Origin of the sequence: Streptomyces sp. NPDC051913, assembly GCF_044593635.1 — a bacterium.
Taxonomy (GTDB): domain Bacteria; phylum Actinomycetota; class Actinomycetes; order Streptomycetales; family Streptomycetaceae; genus Streptomyces.
This window is the reverse complement of sequence record NZ_JBIUCI010000006.1, coordinates 309,916-327,680: the sequence shown is the minus strand read 5'-3', so window position 1 is coordinate 327,680 and position 17,765 is coordinate 309,916. Positions and strand designations below refer to the sequence as shown.

Genomic DNA, 17,765 nt, shown 5'->3' with positions numbered 1-17,765 from the left:
ATCCGCATGTCCAGGGCCCTTCCGAAGTACAACAAGCGCCGCGTCGCGCTCATCGGCAGCGCTACCGCACTGGTGCTGACCGGTGCGGTGATCGCCGGTTCCGCCCTCGCCGGGGAGTCCTCCAAGAGCAGCGGCGACAACACCGCGCGCACCCTCGCGAGCCCCGGCACCATCACCTGCCCGGACGTCGCCTCCCAGCTCCCCGCCATCCCGGCGAGCGCGCAGGCCGAGATCGACCGCAACCTCGCCCTCCTCCAGACCCAGATCGACGAGGCCAACAAGCGTCTTGTCGACACCGTCGGCCAGGGCGGACCCAACTTCGTCCAGAACGCCATTCTGGGCCCGCTGGAGGACAAGCGGATCGCGACCGTCAACCGCATGGCCACCGCGATCGGCCGTACGGCGGCGAAGCCCCAGGGGCTTGACGCGCTCGCGCCCTGCACCCTCAACGCCGACGGCGCCGCGGACACGGGCGAGGAGGCCGAGGCCACGCCGAGCGCCCCCGCCTCGGAGGCCGCCGGGGACACGGGCCAGGACGCCGGGCAGGACACCGACAACGCGGGCGAGGACGCGGGCAACGACGCGGGCGATGCGGACAACGCCGGCGTCGGCACCATCACCTGCCCCGACGTCGCCTCCCAGCTCCCCGCGATCCCGGCCTCCGCGCAGGCCGAGGTGGACCGCAACCTCGCGCTCCTGCAGACCCAGATCGACGAGGCGAACACGCGCCTGGTGAACACGGTCGGCCAGGGCGGCCCCAACTTCGTCCAGAACGCCATCCTCGGCCCGCTGGCGGACAAGCGGACGTCCACGATCGACCGCATCGCCATCTCCATCGGCCGCACCGCCGAGAAGCCCCAGGGCCTCGGTTCCCTGGCCACCTGCACGCTCACCCAGTGACGTGACAGGTGCTGTGGCCGCCCCGAGTGATGCGCCGGCCGGGGCGGCCACGGCGGGGACCGGGAAGCGGACCCCGCAATTCATTAGACAGGCGAAAGACCTGCGCCCATAATCGTTAGACATGGGAAAGACTTACGAGCGCATAGACGGCAGGCTGCGCACTTTCATCGAGGCGCAGCCCCTCTTCTTCACCGCCACCGCCCCTCTCTCCGGCGATGGCACGGTCAACCTCTCCCCCAAGGGGCTCAAGGGCTCCTTCGCGGTCCTCGACGAACTGACCGTCGCCTATCTGGACTTCGCCGGCTCCACCGCGGAGACGGTCGCGCATCTGCGGGAGAACGGCCGGATCACGCTCATGTGGTGCGCCTTCCAGGGCCCGCCCAACATCGTCCGGGTGCACGGCGAGGGCGAGGCGGTGCTGCGCGACGACCCCCGCTTCACGGAACTGCTCACGCATTTCCCGGACATCGACCCGGGCCTGCACGGCCTGCGGGCGATCATCGTCGTGACGGCCCGGCAGATCCGCGACTCCTGTGGCTACGCGGTGCCCTTCATGACGTACGACGAGGACCGCGATCTGCACGCCCGGCGCTTCGCGCGCGAGGACGACGCATCCCTGAGCGCCTACTTCGCCAAGAAGGAGCACATCGCGACGAGCCTGGATGGCCTACCCGGGCTGCCGTTGCCGCTGCCGCCCTCTACCGTCTGAGCCATGGGCTCCCCCGCCGTCGCCACGGCCCTCGTGTCCGCGTCCCTCCTCGTGCTCGGCGCCGCTCCCGACGGCGGGCACCTCCCGCTTCCCGCACGCATGGCCGACACCGGGGGCGGCAGCCAGCTGATCACCGCGGTGGCCGCCAAGAGCACCTCCACCTCCGGGACCGTCACCTGGTGGGACCTGCACAACGGACAGTGGGTGAAGGCCGGTTCGGCGAAGGCGCGGTTCGGGGCGAACGGGCTCGTGGCGGGCACCTCGCGCAAGCAGGGCACGAACACCACACCGGCGGGGCTGTACGAGCTGCCGTACGCCTTCGGCATCAAGGGCGCGCCGAACGGGACCTCGTACAAGTACCGTCCGGTGCGCGCGAGTTCCTGGTGGTGCCAGGACAACGACTCCCGCGTCTACAACCGTTGGAGCGAGCCGCGCGCCAAGGACTGCCGGGCGGCCGAGTCCGAGCATCTGATCGCGTACGAGAAGCAGTACGCGTACGCCATGGTGATCGGTTTCAACTACAGCCATCCGGTGCGCGGTCGGGGCGCCGGGATCTTTCTGCACGTCAACGGCGACGGCGCGACGGCGGGTTGTGTGTCCCTGCCGGCGGACGCGATGCGCCGGATCCTGAAGTGGGCCGATCCCGGGCGGGAGCCGCACATCGCGATCGGTACGACGGGCGGGCACACGGCGGTCACTCGGTACTGAGCCGGACGGTGAAGGTGGTCGAGCCCGGCGCGCTCCGCAGGCTCACGTCTCCGCCGTGCGCCTCGGCCACCGCGGCCACGATCGACAGGCCCAGGCCCGCGCCGCCCCCCGGGGCGTCGGTGCGGCGGCGGTCGGCTCGGGTGAAGCGTTCGAAGACGCCGGGCTGGATGTCCTCGGGGACACCGGGGCCGTCGTCGTGGACCGTGAGGACGACCGACGTGTCCTCGGTCTCCAGGGAGACCGTCACCTCGGTGCCCACGGGTGTGTGCCCCCGCGCGTTGGCCAACAGGTTGGCCAACACCTGGTGCAGGCGGTGGGCGTCGCCGGTGACCGTCACCGGTTCCTCGGGGAGTTCCAGGGTCCAGCGGTGGCCGGGGCCCGCGGCCCGGGCGTCGGTGACCGCGTCCAGGACCAGCATCGTGAGGTCGACCGGGCGGCGCTCCAGGGGGCGGCCCGCGTCCAGCCGGGCCAGCAGCAGCATCTCGTCGACCATCTCGCCCATGCGGGAGGATTCGGCGGCGATGCGTTCCAGCGCCCGGGTGACCTCCGGCGGGACCGGGCCCGGGTGCAGCAACGCCAGTTCCGCGTGGCCGCGCACCGACGCGACCGGGGTGCGCAGCTCATGGCTGGCGTCGGCCGCGAAGCTGCGCAGCCGCTCCTCGCTGGCGTGCCGCTTGGTGAGGGCGTCCTCGACATGACCGAGCATGCGGTTGAAGGCGCCGGCGACCTGGCCGACCTCGCTGCGGGGGTCGGACTCCGGAGCCCGGGGCGGCAGTGCCACCTCGCCGCTGGCCAGCGGGAGTTCGCTGACCCGGGTGGCGGTCGCCGCGACCCGGCTCAGCGGGCGCAGCGACCAGCGCACCCAGAAGGCGCCGACCACGCCGGTGACGGTGAGGGCGAGGCCGAAGACGATCCCGGCGAGCAGTTCGAGCCGGTGGACCGTGGCCTCCACGGGCTCCATCGGCAGGCCGGTGACCAGGGTGTCGCCGTCGAGGCCGCTCGACACCAGCACGCGGTAGTCGTCCAGCGCGGAGAGGTCCACGGTGTGGCCCCTGCCGTCGGCCGGGATCGCGGCGAGCCGCTTCTCGTCGCGCTCGGTGAGGGTGACGTCCTTGGTGCCGCTCGGACGGACGACCGCCGCGTGGGTGGCCGTGCCGTCGACCAGCCGGGCGCCGAAGGTGCCGGTGGCCTGGCGGCGGGTGTCGCCGCGATCGTCGGCGTCGTGGTCGCCTGCGCCTGGCACGGCCTCTCCTTTGTGCTCCAGACTCACCGCGAACCGGTTCCCCGCCTCGGTCAGCTGCTCGTCGAGGCGGCCGGTGAGAAAGCCGCGCAGTCCGACGACGGCGGCCACGCCGACCGCGGCGCAGCTCACCGCCAGCAGCACCACCAGGCCGAGGGTGAGCCGGGCCCGCAGGGTACGCGGCGGCACGGGCCTCATCCGGTCACCGGCTTGAGCACATAGCCCGCCCCGCGCACCGTGTGGATCATCGGCTCGCGCCCGGCGTCCACCTTCTTGCGCAGATAGGAGATGTACAGCTCGACGACATGGGCGCGACCGCCGAAGTCGTACGACCACACCCGGTCGAGGATCTGGGTCTTGCTGAGCACCCGGCGCGGGTTGCGCATGAGGAAGCGCAGCAGCTCGAACTCGGTCGGGGACAGCTCGATGAGCTCACCCGCCCGGGTCACCTCACGGGCTTCCTCGTCCATGACCAGGTCGCCGACGGTCAGCCGCGGGCCCTCCTCCAGCTGGCGGGCCATGCCGGCACGGCGCAGCAGGCCGCGGATCCGGGCGACGACCTCCTCCAGGCTGAAGGGCTTGGTGACGTAGTCGTCGCCGCCCGCGGTGATCCCGGTGATGCGGTCCTCGACCGCGTCCCGCGCGGTGAGGAACAGCACGCACACATCGGGCTTCACGGTGTGCAGGGAGCGCAGCACCGCGAATCCGTCGGTGTCCGGGAGCATCACGTCGAGCACGACCGCGTCCGGCAGCAGCTCCCGGGCCGCGGTGACCGCCGTGGCGCCGTCGCCGGCCGTGCGGACCTCCCAGCCCTCGTAGCGCAGGGCGCCGGAGAGCACCTCGGCGAGATCGGGGTCGTCGTCGACGACGAGGACACGCAGGGGCGTGCCGTCGGGGCGGGCGAGGGCCGGGCGGCCGGAGCGGGTGGTGTTCATCGCCCTCCCAGGATCACCCCTCGCGGGGGCCGAGGGCGCCGCCGGATGCTCTGAGTTTGCTCTGAGTGGGCTGAGCGGGGTGCCGGTTCAGAGGGTCCTGAGAAGTTGTGGCGGCACAGTGGCGTCCCTGGCAGGAGACAGGCAGGAGAAGGGGCGCACACATGACCACCGTGTACGAACGGCGGGCGGCACCGGCCGTGACGCCACCCGCACCACGCTCCCCCGCGGGCGCGGTGCTCGCCGTGCTGTGGGCGGGGGCGGCGGCCGTGGTCGGCCTGTGGTGGGCGGACACCGGCACGGTGGTCGGTACGGCCGGCTGGCTGACCGGGGCCGGGCGGATCGCCGGGCTGCTGTGCGGGTACGTCTGCGCGGTGCTGATCGGGCTGATGGCCCGGGTGCCGCTCCTTGAGCGGCGGATCGGCTCCGACCGGGTGGCGCGCTGGCATGCGATGGCCGGGCGGTACACGGTCTGTCTGCTGGTCGCGCACATCGTGCTGATCCTGCTCGGGTACGCCGCCCAGGACCGGGCCTCGGTCTGGCACGAGACGGTGACGGTGGTCCTCGACTACCCGGACATGCTGAAGGCGGCCTTCGGCACGCTGATCCTCTTCGCGGTCGGCATCACCTCGGCCCGTGCCGCGCGCCGCCGGCTCAGTTACGAGTTCTGGTACTACGTCCATCTGCTCACGTACGCGGCCGTGTTCCTGGCGTTCTTCCACCAGTTGACGCTGGGCGACGACTTCAGCGGCCACACGGCGGCCACGACCGCCTGGTACGTGCTGTACCTCGGGGTGGCGGCCCTGGTGTTGTGGTTCCGGGTGCTCGCTCCGGTGCGGCTGAACCTGCGGCACCGGCTGCGGGTGGAGTCGGTGCACCGGGAGGCCCCGGGCGTGTACTCCGTCGTCGTCCGCGGCCGGCGACTGGACGAGCTGGGTGCGCGGTCCGGGCAGTTCTTCCGCTGGCGGTTCCTGGGCCAGGGGCTGGGCTGGACGTCGACGCCGTACTCGTTGTCGGCGCCGCCGCGCCCGGACCTGATGCGGATCACCGTGAAGGCGCTCGGCGCCCACAGCGCGGCCGTGGCGCTGCTGCGGCCCGGCACCCGGGTGTGGGCGGAGGGGCCGTACGGCTCGCTGACCGGGGACCGGCGGACCGCTTCCCGCTCGCTGCTGATCGGGGCCGGGGTGGGTGTCACCCCGCTGCGCGCCCTGTTCGAGACGCTGCCCGGCGATGTCGCCTTCCTCTACCGGGCCCGCACGGCCGAGGACCTGGCCCTCGGTGGCGAACTGGAGGCCGTCGCCCGCTGGCGCGGCGCCGAGGTGCGCTACGCCCTCAACGGACCGGACGGAGAACGCCCGGACCTCTCCGCCGCCGCCCTGCGCGCGACCTTCCCGGACATCGCCGACCGGGACGTCTACCTCTGCGGTCCGGAGGGCTTCGCCCGCGAGCTGTACGTGGCGCTGCGCACCGCCGGGGTGCCGGACCGCCGTATCCACCACGAGTCGTTCGAACTCTGAGAGTCGTAAGGCCGCTGCCATGCACGCGTTGAAGAAGAACCGCCCCCTGCGCCGGATCGTGCTGGCGAGTGCCGCCACCGTCTCCGGGGTCGTGCTGCTGCTGTCGTTCAAGCCGCACACCGCTCCGGTGACCGCGCCGGCCGTCTCCGCGCCGTCGGGCGGCGCCCAGGTCACCGGCACGAAGACCGTGACAGGCGACTCCGTAGACACCCGCTGGGGTCCGGTCCAGGTCCGGATCACCGTCACGAACGGCAAGCTCACCGAGGTGACCGCGGTCGAGTACCCCCAGGACAATCCGCGGGACCAGCAGATCAACAGCTACGCCATCCCGACCCTGCGCACCGAGGCCCTCCAGGCGCAGAGCGCGGACATCGACACGGTGTCGGGGGCCACGTACACAAGTGACGGTTACCGCCAGTCACTCCAGTCCGCACTGGACTCGATGAGCGGCTGAACACACGGGCGTCGCCACACGTACCTGAGGACCAAGGGACCACGCCACCCCCCTTGATCCGTCCCCGGAGGAACCGTGACCACGACGCTCGCAGGCGGCCGCGCCGCCCGCCGCCAGACGATGCGCCGCATCCGCCCGCGCCGCTCCCCGGCCGTCCCGCTGCTGATCGCCCTGTGGGCGGGTGCGGCGGCGGTGCTGTGGCTGTGGTGGGACAACACCCCGTCCCTCGCGGACAACACCGCCAGGATCCTGGCCGCGGGCCGGATCACCGGTCTGCTCGCCGGTTATCTGATGGCGCTGGTCGTTCTCCAGATGGCCCGGGTGCCGGCGCTGGAGCGGCGGGTGGGCTCGGACCGGGTCGCCCGCTGGCACGCGATGAGCGGCCGGTACACGGTGAGCCTGGTCGTCGCGCACGTCTTCCTGATCACCTGGGCGTACGCGCTCCAGGCCGGCAAGACGCTCGGCGATGTCGTGCAGCAGTTCATGGACATCGTCACGACCCTGCCGGACATGGGCAAGGCGGCCATCGGCACCGGACTGCTGGTGCTCATCGCCCTCCTGTCGGTGGGCGGTGTCCGGCGCAGGCTGCCGTACGACACCTGGTACCACGTGCATCTGCTCACCTACGCCGTGGTGTTCCTGACGTTCTGGCACCAGATCACCACCGGCAACGAGTTCGCCGTCCAGCCGACCGCGAAGACCTTCTGGTACGGGCTGTACGGCATCGTCACCGCGCTGGTGGTCTGGTACCGGATCCTCACCCCGCTCCGCCTCAACCTGCGCCACCGGATGTACGTGGAGGCGGTCATCGAGGAGGCGCCGGGCATCGTGTCCGTGCTGATCGGCGGGAAGAAGCTGCACCGGATGGGCGCGGAGGCCGGGCAGTTCTTCCGCTGGCGGTTCATGGCACCCGGCATGCGGTTCAGCTCCCACCCGTACTCGCTGTCGGCGGCGCCCCGCCCGGACATGCTGCGGATCACGGTCAAGGCGATCGGCGACCACACCGCCCGGCTGCGCGAGCTGCGGCCCGGCACGAAGGTGTGGGCCGAGGGTCCCTACGGCGCCCTGACCGCCCAGCGCCGCAGCCGCGGCAAGGTGCTGCTGGTCGCGGGCGGCGTCGGCATCACGCCGATGCGGGCCCTGTTCGAGACGCTGCCCGGCGCGTCCGGTGACATCACCCTCCTCTACCGGGCCAACAGCACCCAGGATCTGGCGCTGTGGGACGAGCTGGCCGCCATCGCCGACGAGCGGGGCGCCCGGCTGATGTACGCGGTCAACAGTCCGGACGGCGAGCGGCCCGACATCTCGGCGGAGCGGCTTCAGCAGAAGCTGCCGGACATCGACGACCACGACGTGTTCCTGTGCGGGCCGCCCGGCTTCGCGCAGTCCGTGTACGACTCCCTGCGCGGCGCGGGAGTGCCCGCCCGCCGCATCCACCACGAGTCGTTCGAGATGTGAGCGACGGTCCGACACGGACGTCACGGCCCCCCACTCTGCCCGGCCGCCCCAGACTTCAGGAGTTCATTCAGTCATGAGGAAGAGTCATCCGATCCGGCGTGTCGTCCTGGCCGGCGCCGCCACCGTCTCCGGGATCGTTCTGCTGCTGTCGCTGAAGCCGGCGTCCGACCCGGCCTCGGCGGCCGGCGCGGCCCCGCCCGCCGCAGCTCAGGAGTCGGCGCAGGGCGGCGCGCAGGCGGCGGGCACCAGCACGTTCACCGGGGACGCCACGCAGACCCAGTACGGCGCCGTCCAGGTCCGGATCACCGTCGACGGCACCAAGATCACCAAGTCGGAGGCGGTGAAGGCGCCGCAGGGCGGCACCAGCACCGAGAAAACCAACCTGGCGGTGCCGAAGCTCAACGCGGCGGTGGTCGCCCTGCAGAGCCCCGACATCGACACGGTGTCGGGGGCGACGTACACGAGCGAGGGCTACAAGAAGTCCCTCCAGTCGGCGATCGACAAGGCGAACGCCGCGGCGCCGCCGCAGTCCGCGCAGCCCTCCCAGCCTTCCCAGAGCGCGTCCGCCCCCGCCCAGGGCACCGGCGCCAAGACCGTCACCGGCACGGTCGCGCAGACGCAGTACGGCCCGGTCCAGGTCCGGATCACCGTGAGCAACGGGAAGATCACCAAGGCGGAGGCGGTGCAGGCGCCGAGCGGGGGCCAGAGCACCCAGAAGACCGAGCTGGCCGTGCCGAAGCTCAACGCGGCGGCGGTCGCGGCGGGCAGCGCGGACATCGACTCGGTGTCCGGCGCCACCTACACCAGCGCGGGCTACAAGAAGTCCCTCCAGTCGGCGCTGGACCAGGCCGGTGGCTGACACCGTGGCCGAACCGGCAGAAGCTCCCGCCGCGGTACGTCATGCGGAGGAGGTCATGGGGACCGTCTTCTCCTTCGACGTCCGCGGCGGGAACCCGGACACCGTCAGGGCGGCACTCGCGGAGGCGGTCGCCGGGCTGCACCGGGTGGACGCGGTGTTCAGCACCTACCGGGACGACAGCCAGATCTCCCGGCTGGCGCAGGGCGAACTGACCGTCGAGGAGTGCGATCCGGAGGTCGCCGAGGTCCTCGAACTGGGCGCGGAGGCCGAACGGTTGAGCGACGGCTGGTTCAGCCTCCGCTACGAGGGCCGGCTCGACCCGACGGGCATCGTCAAGGGCTGGGCGGTGGAGCGCGCGGCCAGACGCGTCATGACGGCAGGCGCGACCGGGGTCAGCCTCAACGGCGGCGGGGATGTACAGCTGCTGGGAACGCCGGGGCCGCAGCGCCCGTGGCGGGTGGGCGTGGCGGACCCGCTCCGCCCGGGGGGCCTGGCCGCGGTGGTCTCGGCGGCGGGCGTGAGTGAACTGGCCGTGGCGACATCCGGCACGGCGGAACGCGGCGCCCATATCGTCGACCCCCGCACGGGCCGCTCGGCGGTCACCGACTTGGTGGCGGTGACGGTGGTGACCCCGAGCGTGACCTGGGCGGACTGCTGGGCAACAGCGGCGTTCGCAATGGGTTCGCGAGAGGGCTTGCGCTGGCTGGAGGGCCTACCGGACGTAGAGGCACTCTTGATCACAGCGGGCGACGAGGTGAGATGTACGGGCGGCTTGGCAGCAAGGCTCGGGTGAAAGGCTTTTAAGGGGCGCGGGGAACTGCGCGACCAGCCCCCACCTACCCGCACCCGACAACGCTCAATGCCCGTTCTGAGCCAGCCGCAACAAGTGCTCAGCCAGCGCCTGCCCACCCACCGGATCCCGGCTGATCAACAACAACGTGTCGTCACCCGCGATGGTCCCCAAAATGTCATGCAGCTCGGCCTGATCAATCGCCGACGCCAGAAACTGCGCAGCACCGGGCGGCGTCCGCAACACCACGAGGTTCGCCGAAGCCTCCGCGGAGATCAGCAGTTCCTGCGACAACCGCCGCATCCGCTCTTCCTTCGCGGACTCCCCGAGCGGCGCCCGAGGCGTACGGAACCCGCCCTCACTGGGCACCGCGTAGATCAGGTCACCGTCGTTGTTGCGGATCTTCACCGCGTTGAGCTCGTCGAGGTCCCGGGAGAGCGTCGCCTGTGTGACGCTCAGCCCGTCGTCGGACAGCAGCTTCGCCAACTGGCTCTGCGACCGCACCGGTTGCCGGTTGAGGATGTCCACGATCCGGCGGTGCCGCGCCGTGCGGGTCTGCGGCACCGCAGGCCCGCCCGCCCCGTTCTGCTCATGCTCCTGCGCCTGGCTCATCGACGTCTCATTTCTCCGGATCATCCGTCCCCGTGGGCCGCGTCAAGAACGCCGGGCAGCGCCTGGAGCAGCGCAGCCACCTCGTCGTCGCCGAGGTTCAGCGGCGGCATCAGCCGTACGACATCGGGGGCGGGCGCGTTCACCAGGAAACCGGCGTCCTGAGCCGCCTGCTGCACCTGGGGCGCGAGCGGCTCGGTGAGCACGATACCCAGGAGGAGCCCGGAGCCCCGGACATGGTCGACCAGCGGGTGCCCCAGCGACTCGATTCCGTCGGTCAGCGCGGCGCTCTGCCGCTTCACGTTCTCCAGCAGGCCCTCACCGGCGATGGTGTCGAGCACGGCGAGTCCCGCGGCGCAGGCCACCGGGTTGCCGCCGAAGGTCGTGCCGTGGTGGCCCGGCTGGAGCAGTTCCGCGGCCCGGCCGAAGGCGACGGTCGCGCCGAGCGGGAGTCCGCCGCCGAGCTGCTTGGCGAGGGTCACGACATCCGGCAGTACTCCCTCGTGGGCCTGGTACTCGAACCAGTGCCCGGTCCGGCCGATGCCGGTCTGCACCTCGTCGAGGACGAGCAGCGCGCCCTTGGCCGCGGTGATCGCCCGGGCCGCCTTGAGGTAGCCGGCGGGCGGGACCACGACGCCGTTCTCGCCCTGGATGGGCTCGATGACGACGAACGCGGTGTCCTCGGTGACCGCGGCGGCCAGCGCCTGCGCGTCACCGTAGGGCACGTGGGTGACGTCACCCGGCAGCGGCAGGAACGGCGTCTGCTTGGCGGGCTGGCCGGTGAGGGCGAGGGAGCCCATGGTGCGGCCGTGGAAGCCGCCCTGCGTGGCCACCATGTGACCGCGCCCGGTCAGCCGGCCGATCTTGAAGGCGGCCTCGTTGGCCTCGGCGCCGGAGTTGCAGAAGAAGACCCTGCCGTCCCGGCCGAAGAGCTGGAGCAGCCGTTCGGCGAGGGCGATCGTCGGCTCGGCCATGAAGAAGTTGGAGATGTGCCCGAGGGACGCGATCTGCCTGCTCACGGCGTCGACGATGGCCGGGTGGGCGTGGCCGAGCGCGTTGGTGGCGATGCCGCCGACGAAGTCGTGGTACTGCTTGCCCGCGGAGTCCCAGACCTTGAGGCCCTCACCGCGGACGAGGGGGAGGCGCGGGGTGCCGTAGTTGTTCATGAGCGAGCCCTGCCACCGCTGGGTGAGCTCCTGATTGTCGGTCATTCCCCATCCCCCTCTTGCGCGTCCGGCACGACCATCGTGCCGATGCCTTCGTCGGTGAAGATCTCCAGCAGGATCGAGTGCTGGACCCGCCCGTCGATGACCCGGGCGGTGGTGACGCCGTTGCGCACGGCGTGCAGGCAGCCCTCCATCTTGGGGACCATGCCGGAGCTCAACTCCGGCAGCAGTTTCTCCAGTTGGGAGGCGGTGAGACGGCTGATCACCTCGTCGGAGTGGGGCCAGTCCTCGTACAGGCCCTCGACGTCCGTGAGGACCATGAGAGTTTCCGCTCCCAGAGCAGCCGCGAGTGCCGCAGCCGCCGTATCAGCATTGACGTTGTAGACATGTCCGTCGTCCTGGCTCCGGGCGATCGACGAGACGACCGGGATGCGGCCGTCGGCGAGGAGTGCCTCGATCGCGCCCGTGTCGATCGCGGTGATCTCGCCCACCCGCCCGATGTCGACCAACTCGCCGTCGATCTCGGGCTGGTGCTTGGTGGCGGTGATGGTGTGCGCGTCCTCGCCGGTCAGCCCGACGGCCAGCGGCCCGTGCTGGTTGAGGAGCCCGACCAGCTCGCGCTGGACCTGTCCGGCGAGCACCATCCGTACGACGTCCATGGCGTCCTCGGTGGTGACGCGGAGGCCGGCCTTGAACTCGCTGACGATGCCGTGCTGGTCGAGGGCGGCGCTGATCTGCGGGCCGCCGCCGTGCACGACGACCGGCTTGAGGCCGGCGTGGTGCAGGAAGACGACGTCCTGGGCGAACGCGCGCTTCAGGTCCTCGTCGATCATGGCGTTGCCGCCGAACTTGATGACGACGGTCCTCCCGTTGTGCCGGACCAGCCAGGGCAGCGCCTCGATGAGGATCTGGGCCTTGGGGAGGGCGGTGTGCTTCCGCGTGGGGCCGCTCATGACGAGTACGCGCTGTTCTCGTGGACGTAGTCGGCGGTCAGGTCGTTGGTCCAGATGGTGGCGGTCGCGGAGCCCGCGGCGAGGTCCGCCACGATGTGGACCTCGCGGTAGCGCATGTCGACGTTGTCGCGGTCCTCACCGACGCCGCCGTTCTTGCAGACCCAGACGCCGTTGATGGCTACGTTGAGCTGGTCCGGCTCGAAGGCGGCCTTGGTGGTGCCGATCGCGGAGAGCACGCGGCCCCAGTTGGGGTCCTCGCCGTGGATGGCGCACTTGAGGAGGTTGTTGCGGGCGATGGAGCGGCCCACCTCGACGGCGTCCTCCTCGGTCGCGGCGCCCACCACCTCGACCTTGATGTCCTTGCTGGCGCCCTCGGCGTCCCGGATGAGCTGCTGACCGAGGTCGTCGCAGACCTGCCGTACGGCCTCGGCGAACTCGTCGTGGGCCGGGGTGACTTCGGCGGCACCCGAGGCGAGCAGCAGGACCGTGTCGTTGGTGGACATGCAGCCGTCGGAGTCGACGCGGTCGAAGGTGGTGCGGGTGGCGGCGCGAAGAGCCTTGTCCAGGACGTCACTTGAGAGGTCGGCGTCGGTGGTGAGCACGACCAGCATGGTGGCGAGGCCGGGGGCGAGCATGCCCGCGCCCTTCGCCATCCCGCCGACCGTCCAGCCGTCCTTGGTCACGACGGACGTCTTGTGGACGGTGTCGGTGGTCTTGATGGCGATGGCGGCCTTCTCGCCGCCGTGCTCGGAGAGCTGGGCCGCGGCCGTCTCGACGCCGGGCAGCAGCTTGTCCATCGGGAGCAGGACGCCGATGAGGCCGGTGGAGGCGACGGCGACCTCGATGGCGCCGATGCCGAGAGCGTCGGCGACCTTCTCGGCGGTGGCGTGGGCGTCCTGGAAGCCCTTGGGGCCCGTGCAGGCGTTGGCGCCGCCGGAGTTGAGGACGACGGCCGTCAACTGCCCGTCCTTGAGGACCTGTTCGGACCACACGACGGGGGCGGCCTTCACACGGTTGGAGGTGAAGACACCGGCGGCGGCGCGGCGGGGTCCGTCGTTGACCACGAGGGCCAGGTCGGGGTTGCCGTTCTCCTTGATTCCGGCGGCGATGCCCGCCGCCCGGAATCCCTTGGCTGCCGTGACGCTCACGGTGCGACTCCGATCGTGGAAAGCCCGGTGGTCTCGTCGAGACCGAGGGCGATGTTCATGCTCTGTACGGCACCGCCGGCGGTGCCCTTGGCGAGGTTGTCGATGGCGCTGATCGCGATGATGCGGCCGGCGGTCTCGTCGTACGCGACCTGCACCTGAACGGCGTTGGAACCGTAGACGGACGCGGTGGCGGGCCACTGCCCCTCGGGGAGGAGGTGGACGAAGGGCTCGTCGGCGTACGCCTTCTCGTAGGCGGTGCGGACGGACTCGGCGGTGACTCCGGCGCGGGCCTTGGCGCTGCACGTGGCGAGGATGCCGCGGGGCATCGGGGCGAGGGTCGGGGTGAAGGAGACGGTGATCCGCTCCCCCGCGACCCCGCTGAAGTTCTGGATCATCTCGGGCGTGTGCCGGTGGCCGCCGCCGACGCCGTACGGCGTCATGGACCCCATGACCTCGCTGCCCAGCAGATGCGCCTTGGGCGCCTTGCCCGCGCCGGAGGTGCCGGAGGCGGCGACGATCACGGCCTCGGCCTCGGCGATCCCGGCGGCGTAGGCCGGGAAGAGGGCCAGCGTGGCGGCGGTCGGGTAGCAGCCGGGCACCGCGATGCGCTTGGACCCCGCGAGCCGGGCACGGGCACCGGGCAGTTCGGGGAGGCCGTAGGGCCAGGTCCCGGCGTGCGGGGAGCCGTAGAACCGCTCCCAGTCGGCCGCGTCCTTGAGCCGGAAGTCGGCGCCCATGTCGACGACCAGGACGTCCGGGCCGAGCTGCTCGGCGACCGCGGCGGACTGGCCGTGGGGCAGCGCGAGGAACACGACGTCGTGCCCGGCGAGCACCTCGGGGGTGGTCTCCTGGAGCACTCGGTCGGCCAGCGGCAGCAGATGCGGCTGCAGGGCGCCCAGCTTCTGGCCGGCGTTGGAGTTGCCGGTCAGGGCACCGATCTCGACCTCGGGGTGGGCCAGAAGCAGCCGCAGGGCCTCGCCGCCCGCATAACCGCTCGCTCCGGCCACTGCCGCACGTACCGCCATGTCACCCTCCTCTTGGATGGCATGACTATACGCAGCGATGCACGTTTATGCAATCTTGGGTGATCGTCGGACGACGCCGAGGGCGGCGAGCAGCAGCAGGGACAAGAGCGCCGCTCCCCCGACCGTCAGCCCCAGCCGCAGACCGGGTGGACGGAACGTACAGGTGACGGAGTCCGACCCGCCGCCCAAGGGCACGGACACCAGCCCGTGGTAGTCCCCCGCGGGTTCCCCCGCCGCGTCGCCGGCCGCGCAGCGCCAGCCGGCGATCCTGGGGGCCGCGACGACCGCGGTCCCGGTGCTCCCGGCGGGGAGTTCCGCCCGGATCGTGCCGTCGGAGACGGTGACCTCCGTGGCGCCGGTGGACCTGAGCCGCTGGACGACGTCATGCAGCGCGCCGGTGTCCAGGCAGCCGACCGCGCCGTCCGGGATCACGCCGGGGCGGTGCGCGGACAGGTCGATCGTCAGTCGGCCGGACGGCGGGACCGTGCCGAGGCGCTGCATGGCGGCGCGCCTGCTCGCGTCCGCCCTGAAGCGGCCGACCGGCCCCGGGGCACCGGCGAGCCGGGCCGTGCCCCAGAAGCGCGGGGCCCAGAGATACACCTCGCTGCCGGCCGGGCACCGGGCCGCGAGGGTCTCGGGGCGCACGGTGAGGCCGGGCACGGAGTAGACGCGGGCGCCGAGCAGCAGTTCCTGGTTGCGGTAGGGCGAGGGCCCGAAGGCGGGGCCGCTGGTCGTCGTGGGCCGTACGGTCACCAGGGGCGGCACGTCCTGGCGGGTGACGGTCACCCGACCGCCCGCCTCCGGGTATCGGCTCTGGTGCGGGTCCGGCGGGGAGTGCACCCGGGCGCCGACGGAGAAGATCACGTCCGTGACGGAGTTGTCCAGGCTCTGCAGACTGCGGCCGCCCGAGGTCCAGCCGCCACCGAGCGCGGTGAGGGTGCGCAGGAGCACGTCGGAGGTGTGGCTGCTGTAGTACTGGGCGCCCTGGCCGCCCACGAGCATCGGATCGTTGGCGACGGTCTGCTCCCGGCCCGGGTCGGTGCGGTAGCGCGGCCAGCCGTCGGCCCCCGCGACCGCCTCCTCCTGCCGCTGCTGCCGGTCGCCCCAGGGCGCGTAGTCGTCCAGATGCGCGAGCCGCAGCCGGGAGGCCACGGCCGATGTGGCGACAGTCTCGCCGAACTGGGTACCGAGGAGCAGGACGGCGGCGCACGCGACCAGCACGCGGCGACGAGCGCCCTTGCCGAGCCCACGCCGGTCGCCGACGCGGAGAAGACGCAGGACAACGCCACCGAGCGGACGACGGTCACCGACGCCGAGGAGACGGCGGGCACGCTCACCGAGCGGACGCCATCCGCCCTTACCGCTCGCCACGCCCAGCAGCGCCAGCCCGACGACCGTGCCCGCGACGGCGAGCAGCAGGACCGGCCACGCGATCTGGTGCACGAGCCCGCTCCGGCTCGCGACGGCCACGAGCAGGGCGAGCAGGCCGGCCGCCGCGCCCAGGGCGCGCGGGGTGGGCACGCCGTACGAGAGCGAGTGCCAGGCCGCCATCACCAGCAGCGCGCACACCACGAAGGCCTGCCGGTAGGGGCTGCCCTGCGGGGCGGCGAAGGCGTGCCAGAGCAGATGGGTCGGGTCCCACTGCATCGACAGGATCACCGCGGTCACCAGCAGGCTCCACCCGGCTCGCACCCGCCGGGGGGCCGCCCGGTGGAAGGGCAGGGCGAGGGCGAGGAGCAGGGCGGTGGTGCCGACGTAGAGCGCCGGCGAACCGAAGCTGTACGTCGTCGGCAGCAGCCGGGCCAGCAGGTCCTCGCCCCCCACCGGATTGAACCGCGTGAACCTGCCCGGGGAGGCGTGGGTGGTGCCGAAGTAGATCACCGAGACGACCGGTGCGGCCAGGCCCACCCCGAGCGCCACGGTCAGCCCGGCGCGGCCCGCCACCGCGGCCTTCCGGCGAGCCGGGTGGCCGGAGAGGGTGAGGCGCAGCAGCAGGACGAGTCCCGCGGCGAGGGTGGCCATGTACGCGGTGTAGAAGTTGGCGATCCAGGCCGCCGTCACGACCAGCACCCCGAGAAGCGGTCGGCGCCGCTGGAGAATCCATTCGCCGACCAGGCACAGCAGCGGCAGGGCGATGAGGCCGTCGAGCCACATGAGGTTGTAGACGGCCGCGGCCACGGTCCATCCGCACAGGGCGTACGACGCCCCCAGGAGCCCCGCCGCCCACCAGCGGCCGGGGCGCAGCGCGAGCAGCAGCCAGGCCATGGCGGCCGCGGCGCACGCGACCTTCAGCACGGTGATCACGTACACCGCGAGGTCGATCTCGTCCCGCGGGAACAGCGCCACGAGCGGGGCGAAGGGGCTGGTGAGGTAGGTGCCGAGGTCGGGCAGGAAGCTGCTGCCGTACCCGGACTGCCAGTTGACCAGGAGCCCGCCGTCGGCCCTGCCGTGCAGCAGGTCCCACAGGTGGGCGTGGAGGGGCACGTACTGGTTGCCCAGGTCGTTGACGGTGCGGGTGCGGGGGCCGAAGGGGTAGCTGCGGGCGACGGCGTCGGCGGCGCAGAAGACGACGGCGGTGATCAGCGCCGCGAGTCCGGCCGCGGCCCGTCGAGGTCTTGGCATACCGCGGTGCAATTCGGGCCCCCCGTCCGGGGGTTCATCCCCGTGCGTCCATTCGCAGCAATTCACTGCGCCCTTTTAGACAGAGGGGGAATACGTCCGGTTGTGCGATCACCGAAAGTGGTGGAATGAATTCCAGCTTATTCGAAGGTTAATGGAGGGTATGACATGACGGACGGCACCACCCGTGAAGAGCGTTTCGCCCAGGGCCTTGCGGTGCTGCGGAGCGTCGATGGCGAGGTCGGGCAGCGGGTCATCGACTCGCTCGCCGACATCAGCCCCGAGATGGGCCACCAGATCGTCGCCTGGGGCTTCGGCGAGATCTACTCCCGGCCCGAACTGGCCCCGCGGGACCGCCAGTTGGTGACGCTGGGGATGCTCACCGCGCTCGGCGGCTGCGAGCCCCAGCTGGAGGTGCACGTCAACGCGGCACTGAACGTGGGTCTGACGCCCCAGCAGATCGTCGAGGCGCTGCTGCACTCCGCCGGCTACTGCGGTTTCCCGCGGGCCCTGAACGCCACGTTCGTGGCGAAGAAGGTGTTCGACGAGCGTGGGGGGTTTGCGGGGGACCCGCCACAGCCCCCGCGCCCGGACACCCCCCCCACCTGTGCCGGTTGCCCGCGTAGGGGTGGGGGGGGGGCGGGCGGGGGGACGTGGACTGGGGGGGGGCCCCCGCGC

16 protein-coding genes and 1 pseudogene are annotated in these 17,765 nt (G+C 71.8%); 9 read left to right on the top strand and 8 right to left on the bottom strand.

The window, feature by feature from the left end:
- Positions 1 to 6: 6 nt before the first annotated feature.
- The 3 genes from ACIHIX_RS20805 to ACIHIX_RS20795 all read left to right on the top strand — a co-directional run bounded on the left by ACIHIX_RS20805 (position 7) and on the right by ACIHIX_RS20795 (position 2,317).
- Positions 7 to 900, top strand: a complete 894-nt coding sequence (locus ACIHIX_RS20805) for a hypothetical protein (protein WP_399958106.1) — start codon at positions 7 to 9, stop codon at positions 898 to 900.
- Between the two features lie 121 nt (positions 901 to 1,021).
- Entirely contained in the window at positions 1,022 to 1,609 is a 588-nt protein-coding gene (locus ACIHIX_RS20800; protein WP_399958103.1) for a pyridoxamine 5'-phosphate oxidase family protein, read from the top strand.
- A 3-nt stretch (positions 1,610 to 1,612) separates the two neighbouring features.
- Positions 1,613 to 2,317 (top strand): L,D-transpeptidase, encoded by a 705-nt coding sequence (locus ACIHIX_RS20795; protein ID WP_399958100.1) that lies wholly within the window; start codon positions 1,613 to 1,615, stop codon positions 2,315 to 2,317.
- Here ACIHIX_RS20795 and ACIHIX_RS20790 read toward each other — a convergent pair.
- Complete coding sequence (locus ACIHIX_RS20790; protein WP_399958097.1) at positions 2,304 to 3,755, bottom strand: sensor histidine kinase; 1,452 nt, start codon at positions 3,753 to 3,755, stop codon at positions 2,304 to 2,306. The two genes, ACIHIX_RS20795 and ACIHIX_RS20790, sit on opposite strands and share 14 nt — an antisense overlap.
- Positions 3,752 to 4,492 carry a response regulator transcription factor gene (locus ACIHIX_RS20785; protein WP_399958094.1) on the bottom strand — a complete coding sequence of 247 codons (741 nt, stop codon included), beginning with the start codon at positions 4,490 to 4,492 and terminating at the stop codon, positions 3,752 to 3,754. The genes ACIHIX_RS20790 and ACIHIX_RS20785 overlap by 4 nt, the downstream gene beginning before the upstream one ends.
- 161 nt (positions 4,493 to 4,653) lie before the next feature.
- Between ACIHIX_RS20785 and ACIHIX_RS20780 the strand changes: the two genes are divergently transcribed.
- The 5 genes from ACIHIX_RS20780 to ACIHIX_RS20760 all read left to right on the top strand — a co-directional run bounded on the left by ACIHIX_RS20780 (position 4,654) and on the right by ACIHIX_RS20760 (position 9,570).
- Positions 4,654 to 6,006: a ferric reductase-like transmembrane domain-containing protein gene (locus ACIHIX_RS20780; protein ID WP_399958091.1), complete on the top strand. Its 1,353-nt coding sequence runs from the start codon at positions 4,654 to 4,656 to the stop codon at positions 6,004 to 6,006.
- Positions 6,007 to 6,025: 19 nt separating this feature from the next.
- Entirely contained in the window at positions 6,026 to 6,460 is a 435-nt protein-coding gene (locus ACIHIX_RS20775) for an FMN-binding protein (RefSeq protein WP_399958088.1), read from the top strand.
- A 75-nt stretch (positions 6,461 to 6,535) separates the two neighbouring features.
- Entirely contained in the window at positions 6,536 to 7,918 is a 1,383-nt protein-coding gene (locus ACIHIX_RS20770) for a ferric reductase-like transmembrane domain-containing protein (protein WP_399958085.1), read from the top strand.
- A 73-nt stretch (positions 7,919 to 7,991) separates the two neighbouring features.
- Positions 7,992 to 8,777 (top strand): FMN-binding protein, encoded by a 786-nt coding sequence (locus ACIHIX_RS20765; protein ID WP_399958082.1) that lies wholly within the window; start codon positions 7,992 to 7,994, stop codon positions 8,775 to 8,777.
- On the top strand, positions 8,770 to 9,570 hold the full coding sequence (locus ACIHIX_RS20760; protein ID WP_399958079.1) for an FAD:protein FMN transferase: 801 nt from the start codon (positions 8,770 to 8,772) through the stop codon (positions 9,568 to 9,570). The genes ACIHIX_RS20765 and ACIHIX_RS20760 overlap by 8 nt, the downstream gene beginning before the upstream one ends.
- Before the next feature lie 63 nt (positions 9,571 to 9,633).
- Here the strand turns inward: ACIHIX_RS20760 and ACIHIX_RS20755 are convergent, their stop codons facing one another.
- The 6 genes from ACIHIX_RS20755 to ACIHIX_RS20730 are packed head-to-tail and all read right to left on the bottom strand — an operon-like array spanning position 9,634 to position 17,090.
- A complete protein-coding gene (locus tag ACIHIX_RS20755; RefSeq protein ID WP_329341213.1) occupies positions 9,634 to 10,179 on the bottom strand; it encodes an arginine repressor in 546 nt (181 codons plus the stop codon).
- A gap of 20 nt (positions 10,180 to 10,199) precedes the next feature.
- Entirely contained in the window at positions 10,200 to 11,387 is a 1,188-nt protein-coding gene (locus tag ACIHIX_RS20750; protein ID WP_399958076.1) for an acetylornithine transaminase, read from the bottom strand.
- Entirely contained in the window at positions 11,384 to 12,295 is a 912-nt protein-coding gene (gene argB / locus ACIHIX_RS20745) for an acetylglutamate kinase (protein ID WP_399958073.1), read from the bottom strand. Before argB ends, ACIHIX_RS20750 begins: the two co-directional genes overlap by 4 nt.
- Positions 12,292 to 13,443: a bifunctional glutamate N-acetyltransferase/amino-acid acetyltransferase ArgJ gene (argJ, locus tag ACIHIX_RS20740; RefSeq protein ID WP_399958070.1), complete on the bottom strand. Its 1,152-nt coding sequence runs from the start codon at positions 13,441 to 13,443 to the stop codon at positions 12,292 to 12,294. Before argJ ends, argB begins: the two co-directional genes overlap by 4 nt.
- Entirely contained in the window at positions 13,440 to 14,468 is a 1,029-nt protein-coding gene (gene argC, locus ACIHIX_RS20735; RefSeq protein ID WP_399958067.1) for an N-acetyl-gamma-glutamyl-phosphate reductase, read from the bottom strand. The genes argJ and argC overlap by 4 nt, the downstream gene beginning before the upstream one ends.
- A 45-nt stretch (positions 14,469 to 14,513) precedes the next feature.
- On the bottom strand, positions 14,514 to 17,090 hold the full coding sequence (locus ACIHIX_RS20730) for a YfhO family protein (protein WP_399958064.1): 2,577 nt from the start codon (positions 17,088 to 17,090) through the stop codon (positions 14,514 to 14,516).
- A gap of 165 nt (positions 17,091 to 17,255) precedes the next feature.
- Between ACIHIX_RS20730 and ACIHIX_RS20725 the strand changes: the two are divergent.
- Positions 17,256 to 17,642, top strand: a pseudogene (locus ACIHIX_RS20725) (carboxymuconolactone decarboxylase family protein); the annotation flags it as partial.
- Positions 17,643 to 17,765: the final 123 nt, after the last annotated feature.